This is a genomic window from Streptococcus sp. V728 (assembly GCF_052077995.1).
GTDB lineage: Bacteria > Bacillota > Bacilli > Lactobacillales > Streptococcaceae > Streptococcus > Streptococcus infantis_B.
In genome coordinates, this window is sequence record NZ_JBQJJH010000002.1 from 75766 (window position 1) to 92918 (window position 17153).

Annotated in this window: 22 protein-coding genes and 1 tRNA gene; 20 read left to right on the forward strand and 3 right to left on the reverse strand. The window is 38.4% G+C overall.

Annotated features, from left to right (window positions below):
- The 4 genes from atpA to ACTO1Y_RS01665 all read left to right on the forward strand — a co-directional run bounded on the left by atpA (nt 1) and on the right by ACTO1Y_RS01665 (nt 4318).
- Complete coding sequence (atpA, locus tag ACTO1Y_RS01650) at nt 1-1506, forward strand: F0F1 ATP synthase subunit alpha (protein WP_303942928.1); 1506 nt, start codon at nt 1-3, stop codon at nt 1504-1506.
- Nucleotides 1507-1521: 15 nt separating this feature from the next.
- The gene (locus tag ACTO1Y_RS01655) at nt 1522-2400 is read left to right on the forward strand and encodes a F0F1 ATP synthase subunit gamma (protein ID WP_006150930.1); all 879 of its coding nucleotides are present in this window, start codon (nt 1522-1524) and stop codon (nt 2398-2400) included.
- A gap of 81 nt (nt 2401-2481) precedes the next feature.
- Nucleotides 2482-3888 carry a F0F1 ATP synthase subunit beta gene (atpD, locus tag ACTO1Y_RS01660; RefSeq protein ID WP_000094353.1) on the forward strand — a complete coding sequence of 469 codons (1407 nt, stop codon included), beginning with the start codon at nt 2482-2484 and terminating at the stop codon, nt 3886-3888.
- 10 nt (nt 3889-3898) lie between these two features.
- Complete coding sequence (locus ACTO1Y_RS01665) at nt 3899-4318, forward strand: F0F1 ATP synthase subunit epsilon (RefSeq protein ID WP_006148659.1); 420 nt, start codon at nt 3899-3901, stop codon at nt 4316-4318.
- Nucleotides 4319-4362: 44 nt separating this feature from the next.
- On the opposite strand, the gene ACTO1Y_RS01670 is transcribed toward ACTO1Y_RS01665, so the two are convergent.
- A complete protein-coding gene (locus tag ACTO1Y_RS01670) occupies nt 4363-5376 on the reverse strand; it encodes a lactonase family protein (protein ID WP_441348111.1) in 1014 nt (337 codons plus the stop codon).
- 190 nt (nt 5377-5566) lie between these two features.
- Between ACTO1Y_RS01670 and ACTO1Y_RS01675 the strand changes: the two genes are divergently transcribed.
- The 4 genes from ACTO1Y_RS01675 (at nt 5567) to ACTO1Y_RS01690 (ending at nt 9348) form a co-directional block, all read left to right on the forward strand.
- Entirely contained in the window at nt 5567-6730 is a 1164-nt protein-coding gene (locus tag ACTO1Y_RS01675) for an AI-2E family transporter (protein ID WP_373113246.1), read from the forward strand.
- Entirely contained in the window at nt 6720-7952 is a 1233-nt protein-coding gene (locus ACTO1Y_RS01680) for a tetratricopeptide repeat protein (RefSeq protein WP_441348112.1), read from the forward strand. Before ACTO1Y_RS01675 ends, ACTO1Y_RS01680 begins: the two co-directional genes overlap by 11 nt.
- A 176-nt stretch (nt 7953-8128) precedes the next feature.
- Nucleotides 8129-8965: a DegV family protein gene (locus ACTO1Y_RS01685; RefSeq protein ID WP_441348113.1), complete on the forward strand. Its 837-nt coding sequence runs from the start codon at nt 8129-8131 to the stop codon at nt 8963-8965.
- Nucleotides 8966-9072: 107 nt separating this feature from the next.
- Nucleotides 9073-9348, forward strand: a complete 276-nt coding sequence (locus tag ACTO1Y_RS01690; protein WP_004253345.1) for an HU family DNA-binding protein — start codon at nt 9073-9075, stop codon at nt 9346-9348.
- A gap of 214 nt (nt 9349-9562) precedes the next feature.
- Here ACTO1Y_RS01690 and ACTO1Y_RS01695 read toward each other — a convergent pair whose 3' ends face one another.
- Together ACTO1Y_RS01695 and ACTO1Y_RS01700 are read right to left on the reverse strand one after the other, a co-directional pair.
- A complete protein-coding gene (locus ACTO1Y_RS01695) occupies nt 9563-9805 on the reverse strand; it encodes a type B 50S ribosomal protein L31 (RefSeq protein WP_004253349.1) in 243 nt (80 codons plus the stop codon).
- 93 nt (nt 9806-9898) lie between these two features.
- Nucleotides 9899-10837, reverse strand: coding sequence for a DHH family phosphoesterase (locus ACTO1Y_RS01700; RefSeq protein WP_441348114.1), 939 nt, complete (start codon nt 10835-10837; stop codon nt 9899-9901).
- A 103-nt stretch (nt 10838-10940) separates the two neighbouring features.
- On the opposite strand from ACTO1Y_RS01700, the gene ACTO1Y_RS01705 reads away from it, so the two are divergent.
- The 12 genes from ACTO1Y_RS01705 to ACTO1Y_RS01760 all read left to right on the forward strand — a co-directional run bounded on the left by ACTO1Y_RS01705 (nt 10941) and on the right by ACTO1Y_RS01760 (nt 17098).
- Nucleotides 10941-11384 carry a flavodoxin gene (locus ACTO1Y_RS01705; protein ID WP_016465724.1) on the forward strand — a complete coding sequence of 148 codons (444 nt, stop codon included), beginning with the start codon at nt 10941-10943 and terminating at the stop codon, nt 11382-11384.
- A 115-nt stretch (nt 11385-11499) separates the two neighbouring features.
- Nucleotides 11500-11766 (forward strand): chorismate mutase, encoded by a 267-nt coding sequence (locus tag ACTO1Y_RS01710; RefSeq protein WP_441348115.1) that lies wholly within the window; start codon nt 11500-11502, stop codon nt 11764-11766.
- Nucleotides 11763-12137 (forward strand): fluoride efflux transporter CrcB, encoded by a 375-nt coding sequence (gene crcB / locus ACTO1Y_RS01715; protein WP_441348116.1) that lies wholly within the window; start codon nt 11763-11765, stop codon nt 12135-12137. Before ACTO1Y_RS01710 ends, crcB (ACTO1Y_RS01715) begins: the two co-directional genes overlap by 4 nt.
- Nucleotides 12131-12460: a fluoride efflux transporter CrcB gene (gene crcB / locus ACTO1Y_RS01720; RefSeq protein ID WP_373113253.1), complete on the forward strand. Its 330-nt coding sequence runs from the start codon at nt 12131-12133 to the stop codon at nt 12458-12460. The genes crcB (ACTO1Y_RS01715) and crcB (ACTO1Y_RS01720) overlap by 7 nt, the downstream gene beginning before the upstream one ends.
- A gap of 118 nt (nt 12461-12578) precedes the next feature.
- Complete coding sequence (rplS, locus tag ACTO1Y_RS01725; RefSeq protein WP_001068669.1) at nt 12579-12926, forward strand: 50S ribosomal protein L19; 348 nt, start codon at nt 12579-12581, stop codon at nt 12924-12926.
- 44 nt (nt 12927-12970) lie between these two features.
- Nucleotides 12971-13042 (forward strand) — tRNA-Arg (locus ACTO1Y_RS01730).
- A gap of 228 nt (nt 13043-13270) precedes the next feature.
- Nucleotides 13271-13504, forward strand: a complete 234-nt coding sequence (locus ACTO1Y_RS01735) for an Imm74 family immunity protein (RefSeq protein WP_441348117.1) — start codon at nt 13271-13273, stop codon at nt 13502-13504.
- Nucleotides 13505-13523: 19 nt separating this feature from the next.
- Nucleotides 13524-13967, forward strand: coding sequence for a hypothetical protein (locus tag ACTO1Y_RS01740; RefSeq protein WP_441348118.1), 444 nt, complete (start codon nt 13524-13526; stop codon nt 13965-13967).
- Between the two features lie 9 nt (nt 13968-13976).
- A complete protein-coding gene (locus ACTO1Y_RS01745; RefSeq protein WP_441348119.1) occupies nt 13977-14420 on the forward strand; it encodes a hypothetical protein in 444 nt (147 codons plus the stop codon).
- Nucleotides 14421-14429: 9 nt separating this feature from the next.
- Nucleotides 14430-14876 carry a hypothetical protein gene (locus tag ACTO1Y_RS01750; protein ID WP_441348120.1) on the forward strand — a complete coding sequence of 149 codons (447 nt, stop codon included), beginning with the start codon at nt 14430-14432 and terminating at the stop codon, nt 14874-14876.
- A gap of 255 nt (nt 14877-15131) precedes the next feature.
- Nucleotides 15132-16127: an ADP-ribosylglycohydrolase family protein gene (locus tag ACTO1Y_RS01755; RefSeq protein ID WP_441348121.1), complete on the forward strand. Its 996-nt coding sequence runs from the start codon at nt 15132-15134 to the stop codon at nt 16125-16127.
- Nucleotides 16128-16438: 311 nt separating this feature from the next.
- Nucleotides 16439-17098: a DUF6572 domain-containing protein gene (locus tag ACTO1Y_RS01760; protein ID WP_441348122.1), complete on the forward strand. Its 660-nt coding sequence runs from the start codon at nt 16439-16441 to the stop codon at nt 17096-17098.
- The last annotated feature ends 55 nt before the right edge of the window (nt 17099-17153 follow it).

The window sequence follows — 17153 nt, forward strand, 5'->3', positions numbered from 1 at the left end:
TTGGCAATTAACGCACAAGAAATCAGCGCTTTAATTAAGCAACAAATTGAAAATTTCAAACCCAATTTTGATGTGACTGAAACAGGTGTTGTCACCTATATTGGTGACGGGATTGCGCGTGCTCATGGACTTGAAAATGCCATGAGTGGTGAGCTGTTGATTTTTGAAAATGGCTCTTATGGTATGGCGCAAAACTTAGAATCAACAGATGTTGGTATTATCATCCTTGGAGACTTTACAGATATTCGCGAAGGCGACACTATTCGTCGTACAGGAAAAATCATGGAAGTTCCAGTTGGTGATAGCTTGATTGGACGTGTCGTAGATCCACTTGGTCGTCCAGTAGATGGACTTGGTCCAATCAACACAAACAAAACTCGTCCAGTTGAAGCACCAGCTCCTGGGGTTATGCAACGTAAATCAGTATCACAACCATTGCAAACTGGTTTGAAAGCTATTGATGCCCTTGTTCCAATTGGTCGTGGTCAACGTGAGTTGATTATCGGTGACCGTCAAACAGGGAAAACAACCATCGCTATCGATGCAATCTTGAACCAAAAAGGTCAAGATATGATCTGTATCTATGTAGCGATTGGTCAAAAAGAATCAACAGTTCGTACGCAAGTAGAAACACTTCGTCAGTACGGAGCCTTGGATTATACAATTGTCGTGACAGCATCAGCTTCACAACCGTCACCATTGCTTTTCCTCGCACCTTATGCAGGGGTTGCTATGGCCGAAGAATTTATGTACCAAGGTAAGCACGTATTGATTGTTTATGATGACTTATCTAAACAAGCGGTAGCTTATCGTGAACTTTCTCTCTTGCTCCGTCGTCCACCAGGTCGTGAAGCCTTCCCAGGGGATGTCTTCTACCTTCATAGCCGTCTACTTGAACGTTCAGCTAAAGTTTCGGATGAATTGGGTGGAGGATCTATCACAGCTCTTCCATTTATCGAGACACAAGCCGGAGATATCTCAGCCTATATCGCTACAAACGTAATCTCTATTACGGATGGACAAATCTTCCTAAGTGATAGTCTCTTTAATGCAGGTATCCGTCCAGCTATTGATGCGGGTTCTTCCGTATCTCGTGTTGGTGGTTCTGCACAGATTAAGGCCATGAAGAAAGTTGCTGGTACTCTTCGTATCGACCTTGCTTCATACCGTGAGTTAGAAGCTTTCACTAAATTTGGTTCGGACTTGGATGCAGCTACTCAGGCTAAATTGAACCGTGGTCGTCGTACTGTAGAAGTATTGAAACAGCCCGTTCACAAACCATTACCTGTTGAGAAACAAGTTACTATTCTCTATGCTTTGACCCATGGTTTCTTGGATACAATTCCTGTAGACGATATCGTTCGTTTCGAAGAAGAGTTCCATATGTTCTTTGATGCTCAACATCCTGAGATTTTGGAAACCATTCGTGAAACAAAAGACTTGCCAGATGAAGCAGTCTTGGATGCTGCGATTACTGAGTTTCTCAATCAATCAAGCTTCCAATAAGAATAGAGGTGTCAGATGGCAGTATCTCTAAATGATATTAAAACAAAAATCGCCTCAACGAAAAATACTAGTCAAATTACTAACGCTATGCAGATGGTTTCTGCAGCTAAGTTAGGTCGTTCTGAAGAAGCATCTCGTAACTTCCAAGTGTATGCACAAAAAGTGCGTAAACTAGTTACAGATATCCTCCACGGAGATGGTGCAGGCGGATCAACTAACCCTATGTTGATCAGTCGTCCTGTCAAAAAAACAGGCTATATCGTCATTACATCTGACCGTGGTCTTGTTGGAGGATATAATTCTTCAATCTTAAAAGCAGTCATGAAACTTCAGCAAGAATACCATCCTTCAGGTGATGACTTTGAGGTTATCTGTATTGGTGGTATGGGAGCCGATTTCTTCAAATCACGCGGTATTCAACCAATCTATGAATTGCGTGGACTTGCAAGCCAACCAAGCTTTGATGAAGTTCGTAAGATTATTACAAAAACGATTGAAATGTATCAAAACGAACTTTTTGATGAGCTCTATGTTTGTTACAACCACCACGTTAATACACTGACAAGTCAAATGCGTGTAGAACAGATGCTTCCAATTGTGGACTTGGATCCAAATGAAGCGGATGAGAACTATAGCTTGACCTTTGACCTTGAAACAAGTCGTGAAGAAATCTTGGATCAATTACTACCACAATTTGCTGAAAGTATGATTTATGGTGCTATTATTGATGCCAAGACAGCTGAAAATGCTGCAGGGATGACAGCCATGCAAACAGCGACTGATAATGCTAAAAAAGTGATTAATGATTTGACCATTCAGTATAACCGTGCCAGACAGGCGGCGATTACACAAGAAATCACAGAAATCGTGGCAGGAGCTAGCGCTTTAGAATAAAGCCATCCTGCTCAAATGAATGAACTTAGGACCTAGCAATACTAGGAACCGACAGTATCTTATATAGAATAGGAGAAGGAGATGAGTTCAGGTAAAATTGCTCAGGTTATCGGACCCGTTGTAGACGTTTTGTTTGCAGCAGGGGAAAAACTTCCTGAGATTAACAATGCACTTGTCGTCTACAAAAATGACGAAAAGAAAACAAAAATCGTCCTTGAAGTAGCCTTAGAGTTGGGAGATGGTATGATTCGTACCATCGCTATGGAATCAACAGATGGTTTAACTCGTGGAATGGAAGTATTGGACACTGGTCGTCCAATCTCTGTACCAGTAGGTAAAGAAACCTTGGGACGTGTCTTCAATGTTTTGGGAGATACCATTGACTTGGAAGCTCCTTTTGGAGAAGACGCAGAACGTCAGCCAATTCATAAAAAAGCACCTACTTTTGATGAGTTGTCTACCTCTTCAGAAATCCTCGAAACAGGGATTAAGGTTATCGACCTTCTTGCCCCTTATCTTAAAGGTGGTAAAGTCGGACTCTTCGGTGGGGCCGGAGTTGGTAAGACTGTCTTGATCCAAGAATTGATTCATAACATTGCCCAGGAACACGGTGGTATCTCAGTATTTACTGGTGTTGGGGAACGTACTCGTGAAGGGAACGACCTCTACTGGGAAATGAAAGAATCAGGCGTTATCGAAAAAACAGCCATGGTATTTGGTCAGATGAATGAGCCACCAGGAGCACGTATGCGTGTTGCTCTTACTGGTTTGACAATCGCTGAATACTTCCGTGATGTTGAAGGCCAAGACGTTCTTCTCTTCATTGACAATATCTTCCGTTTCACACAAGCTGGTTCAGAAGTATCTGCCCTTTTGGGTCGTATGCCATCAGCCGTTGGTTACCAACCAACACTCGCAACAGAAATGGGTCAATTGCAAGAACGTATCACGTCAACTAAGAAGGGTTCTGTAACCTCTATCCAGGCCATCTACGTGCCTGCGGATGACTATACTGACCCAGCGCCAGCAACAGCTTTTGCTCACTTGGACTCAACAACAAACTTGGAACGTAAATTGGTACAATTGGGGATTTACCCAGCCGTTGACCCACTTGCTTCAAGTTCACGTGCCTTGGCACCTGAAATTGTTGGAGAAGAGCACTATGCAGTTGCTGCTGAAGTGAAACGTGTGCTTCAACGTTACCATGAGTTGCAAGATATCATCGCCATTCTTGGTATGGATGAACTTTCTGATGAAGAAAAGACTTTGGTTGCTCGTGCACGCCGTATTCAGTTCTTCTTGTCACAAAACTTCAACGTTGCGGAACAATTTACTGGTCAACCAGGATCTTATGTTCCAGTAGCTGAAACAGTTCGTGGCTTCAAGGAAATTCTTGACGGTAAACACGATCACCTTCCAGAAGATGCCTTCCGTGGAGTAGGTTCAATCGAAGATGTTATTGCTAAGGCTGAAAAAATGGGATTTTAAGAGGTGATCTATGGCACATTTAACTGTCCAGATCGTGACACCAGATGGCCTCGTCTATGATCACCATGCCAGCTTTGTATCGGTACGAACTCTGGATGGTGAGATGGGGATCTTGCCACGACATGAAAATATGATTGCGGTTCTAGCAGTTGATGAAGTAAAGGTTAAACGCATCGATGATGATACTCATGTGAACTGGATTGCAGTAAACGGAGGAATTATTGAGATTGCTAATAATGTCATTACCATTATTGCTGACTCAGCTGAACGTGCGCGCGATATTGATGTTAGTCGTGCAGAACGTGCTAAACTTCGTGCAGAACGTGAAATCGAAGAAGCACAAGACAAACACTTAATCGACCAAGAGCGCCGTGCTAAAATTGCATTGCAACGTGCTATTAACCGTATTAATGTCGGAAATAAATTATAAAATAAAAATGAACTTGTTAAATCAAGTTCATTTTTTCTTATTTCTTATTTGGTGAAACTTATGCAGACTGCTTCAGGTACCTGGAATTCATTAGAAAGTTCAGCCAGTCTACCAGTTTCAGGATTGCGTTTAAAGACTGTAGCATTATCTGAATCCTGGTGAACAGCGATGAGGAACTCCTGGTCAGGTGATAAATCAAAATCACGTGGGTTATGTCCATGAGTTGGAACAATCTCTAATAACTCTAAACTTCCATCCGCTAAAATACTATATACTGCGATAGAATCATGTCCGCGGTTCGAAGCATAGAGGTATTTGCCATCTTTAGAGAGACGAATAGCAGCAGTGCCGTTAAACCCTTTATAGTCATCTGGTAAGGTTGAAATGACCTGCATTTTTTCAAATGCTCCGACTCCATCGTAAATCAATACTTCAATTGTACTGTTCAGTTCGCAGATAAGATAAGCAATCTTGTAGTGGTGGTGGAAAACCAGGTGACGCGCACCCGCACCAGGAGTACAGTTGTAGGTAGCTAATGGACTTATCTTTCCTTCTGAATTGACATCATAGGTAGTTACTTCATCAGTACCTAGGTCGCAAGTGACTAAATACTGATCTGGTGTTAAATCTGTAAAGTGTACATGTGGAGAAGCTTGATTTTCATGAGGACCATGACCGCTATGTTGAACTGTATCAGCCAATTCTAGACTACCATCTTCTTTACGTTTATAGACCAAAACTTGTCCCTTGTGATAGTTAGCACCATATACTAAGCCACGTTTCTCGTCAACAGCCACATAGCAGTGAGGAGCACCTTCTTCAACGACATGATTAAGGAGGCTACCATCAATTTTGTATGCTGCAACTCCACCTTTGCCGTCATGACTTCCAACAGTGTATAAATGTTGGTATTGATCAAATGCTAAATAAGTTGGATTTGGTTCTGCTGCAAAGAGTTCTAAATTTGCTAGCTGACCTGTCTCGGTATCGAATTCCGCTTTGTAAATCCCTTGGGATACACGGCGAGTATAAGTTCCAAAATATACTGTTTCTTTCATATTCATACCTCTAAAAAAATATACTTCCATTATAACATAAAAAGGGGCACTAGATGAAAATTCTAAGGTAGAAATGGCGACTTTACTGGTAGTGGAAATCACAAATATCTCTTTGATGAAAACACCATAAAAACACCTTATTTTTCCTAAAAAAATGGTATAATGTTAGGACATAGGAAAGGAAGATATCATGGAACAAAAAGAGAAACACTTTACCTTATCTTGGTTTTTTAAATGGTTTTTAGATAATAAGGCCGTAACGGTCTTTTTGGTGACTTTACTGTTAGGTCTGAATATTTTTATTCTTAGTAAAATCAGCTTTTTATTTATACCAGTCATTGACTTTTTATCTGTAGTTATGTTGCCTGTTATCTTATCAGGGCTACTATTTTATCTATTGAATCCACTGGTAGATTTGATGGAGAAGTACAAGATAAACCGTGTCTTAGCCATTAGTATTATCTTTGTGATAATCGCTTTTCTTTTAATTATCGGTTTAGCGGTTGCGATCCCAAACCTTCAACGTCAGGTGATTATTTTTGCACAAAATGTACCAAGTTATATAGAAGATGCTGACAGAGTGATTGATGATCTTGTAACCAAGCGTTTGCCAGATGACTTTAGACCTCAACTGGAACAGGTTTTAGCGCAATTTTCAACTCAGGCAACTGCATGGGCAAGTAATATCTCTTCCAAAGCTGTTAACTGGGTGAGTGCTATTATTAGTGGAACTTCCCAAGTAATCGTCGCTTTGATTATTATGCCATTTATGCTTTTCTATCTTCTTAGAGATGGAAAAGGGTTGAGAGATTATATCACTCAATTTTTACCAAATAAATTAAGAGAACCAGTAGGTAAGGTTCTATCAGATGTGAACCAACAACTTGCTAACTACGTTAGAGGACAAATTACGGTCGCTGTAATCGTAGCTATCATGTTTATTATCTTCTTCAAGATTATTGGCCTTCGTTATGCAGTAGCGCTAGGTGTTACTGCAGGTGTATTGAACCTTGTGCCCTATCTTGGAAGCTTCCTTGCAATGCTCCCAGCCCTTGTATTGGGGCTCATTGCAGGTCCAGTCATGCTCTTAAAAGTTATTATTGTCTTTATTGTAGAGCAAACCATTGAAGGTCGTTTCGTTTCACCACTGATTTTAGGAAGCCAATTAAATATTCACCCAATTACCATTCTTTTTGTCCTTTTGACTTCGGGTTCTATGTTTGGTATCTGGGGAGTATTGCTAGGAATTCCAATTTATGCTTCAGCTAAAGTAGTCATCTCAGAGATTTTTGATTGGTACAAAGAAGTTAGTGGACTTTATGAACCGGTAGAGGAGACAGATCGTGAACAATAGTCAACAAATGCTTGAAGCCCTAGAACAACAGGATTTAACAAGCGCAGATTCTTTCTTTCAAAAAGCTTTAGAAGAAGACTCAGATGAAGTGCTTCTTGAACTTGCTACATATCTCGAAGGGATTGGTTTCTATCCACAGGCAGCACAAATCTATGAGAAACTAGCACCGAAATTTCCAGAAGTCTACATCAATCTAGCTGCAATAGCTGGTGAGGATGGACTGATTGAGGAAGCTTTTGATTATTTAGAGAACATTGGTCCAGAAAGCGAATGGTATGTATCAGCTCTAGCCTTAAAGGCTGATTTATATCAGATGGAAGGATTGACAGATGTTGCGCGTGAGAAGCTTTTAGAAGCTCGTAACTACTCTGATGATCCTCTCTTGATATTTGGACTAGCAGAGCTAGATAGTGAGCTAGGAAACGATTTAGAAGCTATTCAGGGCTATGCCAAACTAGATAACCGCATTATCTATGATCAAACTGGAATTTCAACCTATCAGAGAATAGGCCTTGCATATGCACGACTTGGAAAATTCGAATCTGCTATTGAATTTCTTGAAAAAGCCTTGGAACTAGAATATGACGAGCAAACGGCCTATGAACTGGCAAGTCTCTATTTTGACCAAGAAGATTATCAAAAAGCAGCCTTATACTTTAAGCAGTTAGATACGATTTCTCCAGATTTCGAAGGATATGAGTATGGCTATAGCCAGGCACTCCATAAGGAACATCAAACAGAAGAAGCTCTTAGGATTGCTCAACAGGGGTTGGCAAAAAATCCTTTTGAAACACGTTTGTTGCTCCTTGCATCACAGTTATCTTATGAATTGCATCAACTAGAACAAGCCGAAGCTTATCTTTTGAAAGCACAAGAGAATGCTGATGACCAGGAAGAAATTTTATTGCGCTTAGCTACCATCTACCAAGAGCAAGAGAGATATGAAGATATTTTAGCCTTAGAAGCGTATGAACCTGAAAACCTCTTAACGAAATGGATGATTGCCCGTAGCTACCAAGAGATTGAGGAATTGGATCCAGCTTACGAGCTTTATAAAGAACTCGCTACAGAATTGAAGGATAATCCGGAGTTCTTGGAACAATACATTTATTTATTAAGACAACTAGGGAAGTTAGAAGAAGCAACAGATTACATTCAGGCTTATCTTGACCTAGTTCCAGATGATATTCAGATGCAGGAATTGTATAATCACCTCATCTAAGATAATTAAAATAATTGCCTTTGTGGAGGCAGTTATTTTTTATATACACATAAAAAAATAAATCAAGAATCGCACTAAAATAGATAGATACAGTATGAATTTTTAGTTTTTTTTTGATATAATTGTTATAGTTAAATTGAATAATCACAAAATTTGAAAATAGAAAGATTTGAATTATGACAAAAGTAAAAATTGTAACGGATTCTTCTGTTACCATTGAACCAGAAGTGGTCAAAGAATTAGATATTACGATTGTTCCTTTATCTGTAATGATTGATAGTGTCCTCTATTCAGATGCAGATCTTGAAGAAGGTGAATTCCTTCGTTTGATGCAAGCAAGTAAAAATCTTCCTAAGACTAGCCAACCACCTGTGGGGCTCTTTGCAGAAATTTTTGATGACTTAGGCAAAGATGGTAGTCAGGTCTTAGCTATTCACATGTCTCATGCTCTATCAGGTACGGTAGAAGCAGCTCGCCAAGGAGCAAGCCTTTCATCGGCTGATGTCACTGTTTTAGATAGCTCTTATACAGACCAAGCATTGAAGTTTCAAGTTGTAGAAGCTGCTAGATTAGCTAAAGAAGGTAAAGACCTAGAAACTATCTTAGCACATGTAGAAGACGTTAAAAATCACACAGAACTTTATATCGGCGTTTCTACTTTAGAAAACCTTGTTAAAGGTGGACGTATTGGTCGTGTAACAGGTTTGTTGAGCTCACTACTTAATATTCGTGTAGTGATGCAAATGAAAAATAACGAACTTCAACCTATTGTGAAGGGACGTGGTGCAAAAACTTTTAAAAAATGGTTGGATGAACTAGTAGAGACTTTGTCACATCGTTCAGTTGCCGAGATTGGCATTTCATATGCTGGTACTAACGAATGGGCAAATGAGATGAAAGCGGTGCTTCAACCATACGTTGAAAAGCCAATTTCAGTCCTAGAAACTGGTTCTATTATCCAAACTCATACCGGAGAAAACGCCTGGGCTATCTTAATTCATTATAATTCCTAAAAAAATTGAGAAAAATTAAAGAAAAGGTGTTTTTGACTTGACCTAAAAGGAATTTTAGGTTATGATTATAAGTGTTAATTAGAAATAATTTTGGAGGATTCATTAACATGGCAAACAAACAAGATTTGATCGCTAAAGTAGCAGAAGCTACAGAATTGACTAAGAAAGATTCAGCAGCAGCAGTTGACGCTGTTTTCGCAGCAGTAACTGAATTCCTTTCAGCTGGTGAAAAAGTTCAATTGATCGGTTTTGGTAACTTTGAAGTTCGTAAACGTGCAGCTCGTAAAGGTCGCAACCCACAAACTGGTAAAGAAATCAAAATCAAAGCTTCTAAAGTTCCAGCATTCAAAGCTGGTAAAGCTCTTAAAGAAGCAGTTAAATAATGATTCTATAAAAAGCCTGTCATATCAAGCATTTGAGCTTGTATGATAGGCTTTTTTGTGTATAGGGGGCATGAAAGTAGCAGGAGAAGATAAACTAGTATTTCTAGTCGAACTACATTTGAAATCATCATCGATGACACTCATGAAAGCAATAAAAAAAACAACTTCGATTTGAAGTTGTTTTTGTTCAACCTTATGCAAGTGATGCGGTTGATTATTTGAGACCGTATTTTTTGTTGAAACGATCCACGCGTCCATCTGCTTGAGTGAACTTTTGACGTCCAGTGTAGAATGGGTGTGAGTCTGATGAAATTTCCACACGGATCAATGGGTAAGTTTCGCCTTCGAACTCAACTGTTTCGCTAGAGCGTTTTGTTGAACCGCTAAGGAATTTGTAACCAGTAGTTGTGTCCATGAAGACAACTGGGCGATATTCTGGATGGATATCTTTTTTCATTTTGCAATATTTCCTTTCTGCCATGGTCTCTTTGCGAGCCATAGATTGTTACCATACTAGTCTATCAGATTATCAGAAGTTTGGCAAGACTTTTTATCTATTTTTCAGTAAGTTTTTCAATTTTTGGTAGATGAGCTCATTCTCTTCTAAACTATAAGAATTTGCTCCGCTAGCAAGAGGGTGCCCACCGCCATCATGTTCTTTTGCGACACCATTGATAGGGACAAATTTACTACGTAGACGTACACGATAGTGACCGTCTGCTTGTTCCACAAAGATTCCCCAAAGGCTAACAGTATCGATACGACCTGGAGCCCCAACGATAGCAGCTGTTTCAGCATCAGTAACGTCGTATTTCTTCAAGATTTCTTGAGTAAGAATGACACGAGCAGCTCCATTTTCATCAACCTCTAAGTGATCATAGATATAACCTTGAAGTCTGGCGATTTTATAGCTGATTGTATCCATATGACGTGTAAGTTTAGCATAATCAAAATCATACTCCCTCAGTTGACTCGCTATACGAAGCGTACGAGCAGAAGTTGAAGGATAGAGGAAGCGACCAGTATCACCAATGATTCCAGCAGACAAGAGGTAAGCGGCCTTGTCAGAGAATTTAAGGTTGGTTTCCTCTGCAAAGATAGCTACCATCTCACTGGCACTACTAGAAGTCGTATCTACCCAAACCAGATCTCCATATTCTTCATCGTTTGGATGGTGGTCAATCTTGATAATTGTCTCAGCATTAAGATAACGTTTATCATCGATTCGAGCAGTATTGGCTGTATCACAAATAATAGCAAGTGCTCCTTCAAATTCTTGATCCTCTACCTCATCCATTTTGGCTAACCATGTTAGGGTAGGCAAATCATAGCCAACAACTTTAATCTTTTTATCAGGAAAATTATACTGGAGCAGTTCTTTAAGACCAACTTGACTTCCCAAGGCATCGGGATCTGCTCTCATGTGACGGTGAATAATAATTGTATCGTATTTTTTAATTTGTTCTAAAATTTGATGGTAAATTTCCATAAATAACCTCAATTCTTTCTCATATCATTGTAGCACAAGAGTTTTTATTTTTAAAATGAAAAATCTGTGATATAATGGAGAAAGATTAATTGAGGAGGACCTTATGGCATTAGCAAAAATTGTATTTGCCAGTATGACCGGTAATACTGAAGAAATCGCAGATATTGTAGCAGATAAATTAAGAGAATGTGGTTTAGATGTCGATGTTGATGAGTGTACAACAGTTGATGCTTCTGACTTTTTAGAAGCAGACATCGCCATTGTGGCAACCTATACTTATGGTGATGGAGAATTACCAGACGAAATGATGGACTTCTACGAAGACCTAGCAGATCTTAACTTAAGTGGTAAAATCTATGGTGTAGTTGGTTCAGGCGATACTTTCTATGACGAATTCTGTAAGGCTGTTGACGACTTTGATCGTGTATTTGTAGCAACAGGAGCTGAAAAAGGTTCAGAGTGTGTTAAAGTAGACCTTTCAGCAGAAGATGAAGATATCGAACGCTTGGAGCAATTTGCAGAAGAATTGGCTGCCAAAGTGGGATAAGTATGAAGTTGCACTGATGATAGATGTCAGTGCAGTTTTTTGTTAGATATGCCTGAGAATAACTTGCCTATTTAGTAGCTTTGTACACAATGATTCTAATAAAGAAGGAGACTCAATGGATTTAGATATTATAAGACAAGAAATTGACCAAATTGATGACCAAATCGTTCAACTTTTAGAAGAAAGAATGCATCTAGTTGAGGGTGTAGTTACTTATAAAAAGTCTACAGGAAAACCAATCTTGGATACCAAAAGAGAAGAAGCTATCTTTGAAAAAGTCAGAAATCGCGTCAGCAATAAAAAATACGAAGAAACAATTGTTGAGACTTTTTCAGATATTCTCAAACGTTCGCGTGATTATCAGGATAAAACAATCAAATGAAAAAAGAACAATTCTATCCATTAGGAATCTTTCTTGCTGGTATGCTAGGAGGACTAGTTCGTTTTCAGATTACAAAATACTTACCAGCGAGTCCAGACTTCCCGTGGGGGACATTGATTGTCAATTATCTAGGGATTTTCTGCCTAGTCTATCTTGTGAAAGGATATCTGGTTTCTAAAGGAACTAGTAAAGGAGTCATTCTAGCACTTGGTACGGGATTTTGTGGTGGCTTAACGACATTTTCTAGTCTCCTATTAGATGCAGTGAAATTGCTGGACACAGGGCGATATCTTAGCTTAGTCATCTATTTACTTTTGAGTATCGGTGGAGGACTTCTATTTGCTTATTGTCTAGGGAGGAAGAAATGGTAGTATTTTATCTAGCACTTGCTTGTGGACTAGGTGCTCTTATGCGTTATTTCTTTTCACGTTATAGTCAAGGTTCAGTACTGCCTCTAGGAACTCTCATAGCCAATATTTTGGGCTGTTTTCTGATTGGTTTATTCTACAATCATGTGGAATCAAAAGAAGTCTATCTTATCCTTGCTACAGGTTTTTGTGGCGGTTTGACCACGTTTTCAACCTTGAATGATGAACTCCAAAGACTACTTAGTGACAAGAAGGCATTTTATAGCTATTTATTATTAACCTACTTGCTTGGTTTTTTGGCGATTTTTTTGGGAATTTTGCTTTAAATTTCTTTACATTTTCTAGGAAATTTGGTAAACTGTATCTTGTGTGTAATGGACGCACAAAAATACAGTTTATCCGCTGAGGAAGTTTCCTCAAGATTGACAAAGATAGGAGAATAAAATGAATCCATTAATCCAAAGCTTGACTGAAGGTCAACTTCGTACAGATATCCCTTCATTCCGTCCTGGTGACACTGTTCGTGTACACGCGAAAGTTGTCGAAGGAAACCGTGAACGTATCCAGATTTTTGAAGGTGTTGTTATTGCACGTAAAGGTGCTGGCATCTCAGAAAACTACACAGTTCGTAAAATCTCTAACGGTGTAGGTGTTGAACGTATCTTCCCAATCCACACTCCACGTGTTGAAAAGATCGAAGTTGTTCGTTACGGTAAAGTACGTCGTGCGAAATTGTACTACTTGCGTGCTCTTCAAGGTAAAGCAGCTCGTATCAAAGAAATCCGTCGTTAATTCGATGAACAAAAACTCTGCTCATACGGCAGGGTTTTTCTCTAGCTCCCTTAGTTCAATGGATATAACAACTCCCTCCTAAGGAGTAGTTGCAGGTTCGATTCCTGCAGGGGGCGTTAAAGAAGCGTAAAGAAACATAAAGAAACAAAAGGAACACTGAAATTCAGTGTTTTTTTGTTAGTTTTCGCTAGCAAACCACTCATATCAAGCGCTTGTATGGTATAATAATGGAAAACGCTAACATTGATTTTTAAGGTAGTTCAATCATGCTAAAATACCAAATTAAAAATACTATGGATGCTCTACAAGTTTAGTCTAAAAGGGATATAAGAAAAGGAAGAAAAATGAAAATTTCTGGTACAAGGTCTATCATCACATTTGACTATGAAAATGGTTATGTTTTAAAAGCAAAGGGAGAATTGTTGACCGATGGAAGTTTTACTGTATATAGGTCAAGTATACAGAATTGGGAGCCACCATACAACCACATTCGTATCACACAGAACGAGATAGATGAACTTGTCGAGGAAGTGGATTCCATGATGTCTGAGCAAACAATACAGATCGAATTTATCTGAGTTAGAGTAGGAGAGTAACATGATAAAATTTGAAGATAAATTTATGGAAGTTCAGGTTAGCATGATTTCGTTAGCGCTGGAATATGTCCAAAATCAAGCAGAAAAAGTATATATCTATGCGATAGCGGACAGTTTGTATAGTTTTAATCTATTTTATAAGATTAAAGGAAATATTGTACACAAACACTTAGTAAATGATTATTTACCTAAAGACTCTCATGTTGATACTCGTTTACAATCTCTATTGTTGAAAGAGGGTGTCAAGGATGTAAAATCAATGATTGATATTTGCCAAGAATACAATCGCGAACATCCAACTGAGATGTGGTTGATTTATGATGCCAAGAAAAACAGTCTTGATAGTCGCTATAGTTATGAAGGGCGTTATGACAAGGATGAAGAATTGCTTCCACGCCTAGAGTTTGAAAAATGGTTTGAGGAAGTAAAAAGCAAGCAACGGTAGGAGAATAACATGCCCCAATTTGAAGATAAATTTATGGAAATCCAGATTGATATGATTTCGCTAGCAATGGAATATGTCCAAAATCAAGTAGATAAAATTTTTATTTATTGCGTTGCGGATGGTTTTTATAGATTTGATGTATTTTTTAAAACTAATAATCATTATCTGGATAGAGATGAGATTGCGAGTTACCTGACTAATGAAATAGATAGTTCAGATGAAATTCAGTTTAGTCTATTAAGGATTGGGGCACAAGATATAGAAAGAATGGTTAAGCTGTGCCAAGAATACAATCGCGAACACCCAACTGAGATGTGGTTGATTTATGATGTCAAGAAAAACAGCCTTGATAGTCGCTATAGCTATGAAGGGCGTTACGACAAGGATGAGGAATTGCTTCCACGTTTAGAGTTTGAGAAATGGTTTGAAGAAGTAAAAGACAAGCAACTGTAGGAGTTACAAATGACACAATTTGAAAATAAATTTATGGAAGTTCAGGCTAGTATGATTTCATTAGCAATGGAATATGTCCAAAATCAAGCAGAAAAAGTATACATTTATTGCATCTCTGAAGAAGCATTACTTTCTTTTGATGTTTTTTATAAAATTAATGGAACTGTGACAAAAATGTATGCGGTGAATGAAATTTTAAATAAAAAAGTAGATACTTCAAAAAATATGATGGTAGCAGTACAACGGTTTGGTCTTGAAGATATACAGAAAATGATTGATGTGTGCCAAGAGTACAATCGTGAACACCCAACTGAAATGTGGTTGATTTATGATGCACAGAAAAACAGTCTTGATAGTCGCTATAGCTATGAAGGGCGTTATGATAAGGATGAGGAATTGCTTCCACGACTAGAGTTTGAAAAATGGTTTGAGGAAGTAAAAGGCAAGCAACTGTAGGAGAAAAAGATATGCCCCAACAAGATCAATCAGTCATCTATCTATCCCTTTGCCAACTGACGCGCTATTACAGGAAAGAGAAGTTGCGTGGAAAGTTCTACTACCTGAAGATTATAAGGAATTAATAATAAGAAAAAATGGTTTTCGTCCTTCTAAACATTTATTTTCTTTCGTATCACACAGAATGAGATAGATAAACTTGTCGAGGAAGTGGATTACATGATGGCTGAGCAAACAATGGAGTAGGAGAAGGCTATGAGATTAAGAGATAAATGGGAAGATGATTCAAATCAGTATAGAAGATATAATCTTAAACAAAAGATAAATTCGGTTATCTTTGGTCTAGCTATAGGTGATGCACTGGGAGTCCCTGTAGAGTTCAGAGATAGAGATACCTATCATATTTCAGATATGGTGGGTTATGGAACCTATAATCAACCAGCTGGCACCTGGTCAGATGATACTTCTTTATCCTTAGCACTTATTGAACACCTGTGTGAGGATTCTGATTTGAATGGATTAATGGATAAATTTATAGCTTATCGTCAGGGCTACCTCACACCTTTTGGATATTGCTTTGATATTGGTGTTGCGACTAATCAGGCGATTGAACGGTATTTGGCAGGAGTCTCTCCAGAGAAATGTGGAGGGACTAGTGAGAGAGATAATGGCAATGGAGCCCTGATGAGGATATCTCCCTTAGCTTTACTCTTATATGAAAATTTTGATTTCATTTATCGATCAAAGGTAATTGAGCAATATACTAAGCTGACCCATGCTCATCCAAGGTCTATCGTGGCATCTATTCTTTATGTCCAGCTTTTAATCGGTTTTCTTCTTAACATTCGTTTAGAAAAATTACTTTGTCAATCAAAACCTTATTTTGAAGATTACTTCAAGAAAAAGCCAGAATACTGGGAAGAGTATCAAGAACATTTTAGTGAAATATTTGATAGAGAATTTTATCAAAAATCTAGGGAAGATATTGCTTCTACAGGCTATGTTGTTGATACCTTGAAGGCTTGTCTCTGGTGTTTGGGTACAACAGAGAGTTTTGAAGATGCTGTTCTAAAAGCTGTTAATCTTGGAGGGGATACCGATACCATCGGTGCAATTACAGGTACTTTAGCTGGTGCCCACTATCAACTGGAAGGCATCCCAGAAAAATGGATTCCACAGCTGGCTAATAGAGAATTGATTGACGAAAAATGTCGGCAATTACTGGAACACTTATATAAACAATCAAAATAGTTCTTATTATTGGGCAATAAACAGAATAACTCCCCATTTTATGACAGAATGAATGAAACAAGAGTTTACTAATGTTTTGTTGGTAAACTCTTGCTTTAAATAGAATTCTCTTCAAAGACAAGTGAATCAACACTAGTCCAGCATCTCATCTGCGCAATCATGGATTACGACTATAGATGCGCAGTTGGAACGTCTTCGCACGGCCAAGAAGTCTGTAGGGGAAATTCAAAAAAAGGTTCATGATACTAAAAAAAGATTATAAAGATAAGGTAACATTAGTAGATGTTTGGTAAAAGACAAAGGAGATAAGAATGGAATCAATTTATGTAAGTCAAAAAGATATGTTGGAAATTTGTCAAGATGGTGATAAGTATTTCTTGCGTTATCCAACTTTTAATATTACCTGCCCAGAAGTGGTTAGAGAAATTCCCAAAGAAGCTGCAGATAGTTACATGTCGGGAGAGCATACTGGCAAAGAATTAATGACTTATGCGCAATATGGTTTTTGGAAATCAAAAAAACAGTATACACAAGATGAATCCGATAAGCTCTTCATCGAAGATCATCCTTCCTTTATTTTGAAAAATCCTGAAAATAGTCGTAGTCTTTTCACAGCAGAGGAATTTGGACAAATTGTCACCAAAGCCATTGTTTCAGAACTGGAACCTAGCGAACTTGACGCTATTGGTATAGTTGATAATCATTTAGAGCTTCTTCTTGTGGATCCAATTGGTTGGGAGGAAGAGATAGAAGCGCTTCATTTGGAAATTTTGCAAGAAAAACTCAATAACTATATCTACTTCCTCGAAAGCAAGCAGTATGTGGAGCGATATGGTGATAAGTTTGATAAAAAAGTCATCCATATCACATTCCAGTATTCTCCATCAGACAACGGTCTAGCTTTCCTCGCAGCGGTTCAGAAAGTGTTACAACCGGCGGATATGAGTTTGAAAGTAGAATTGCCGGATTGATAAAGAGAGCGAAATCGCTCTCTTTTTTATGTTATAATAGACATAACATGTTTAG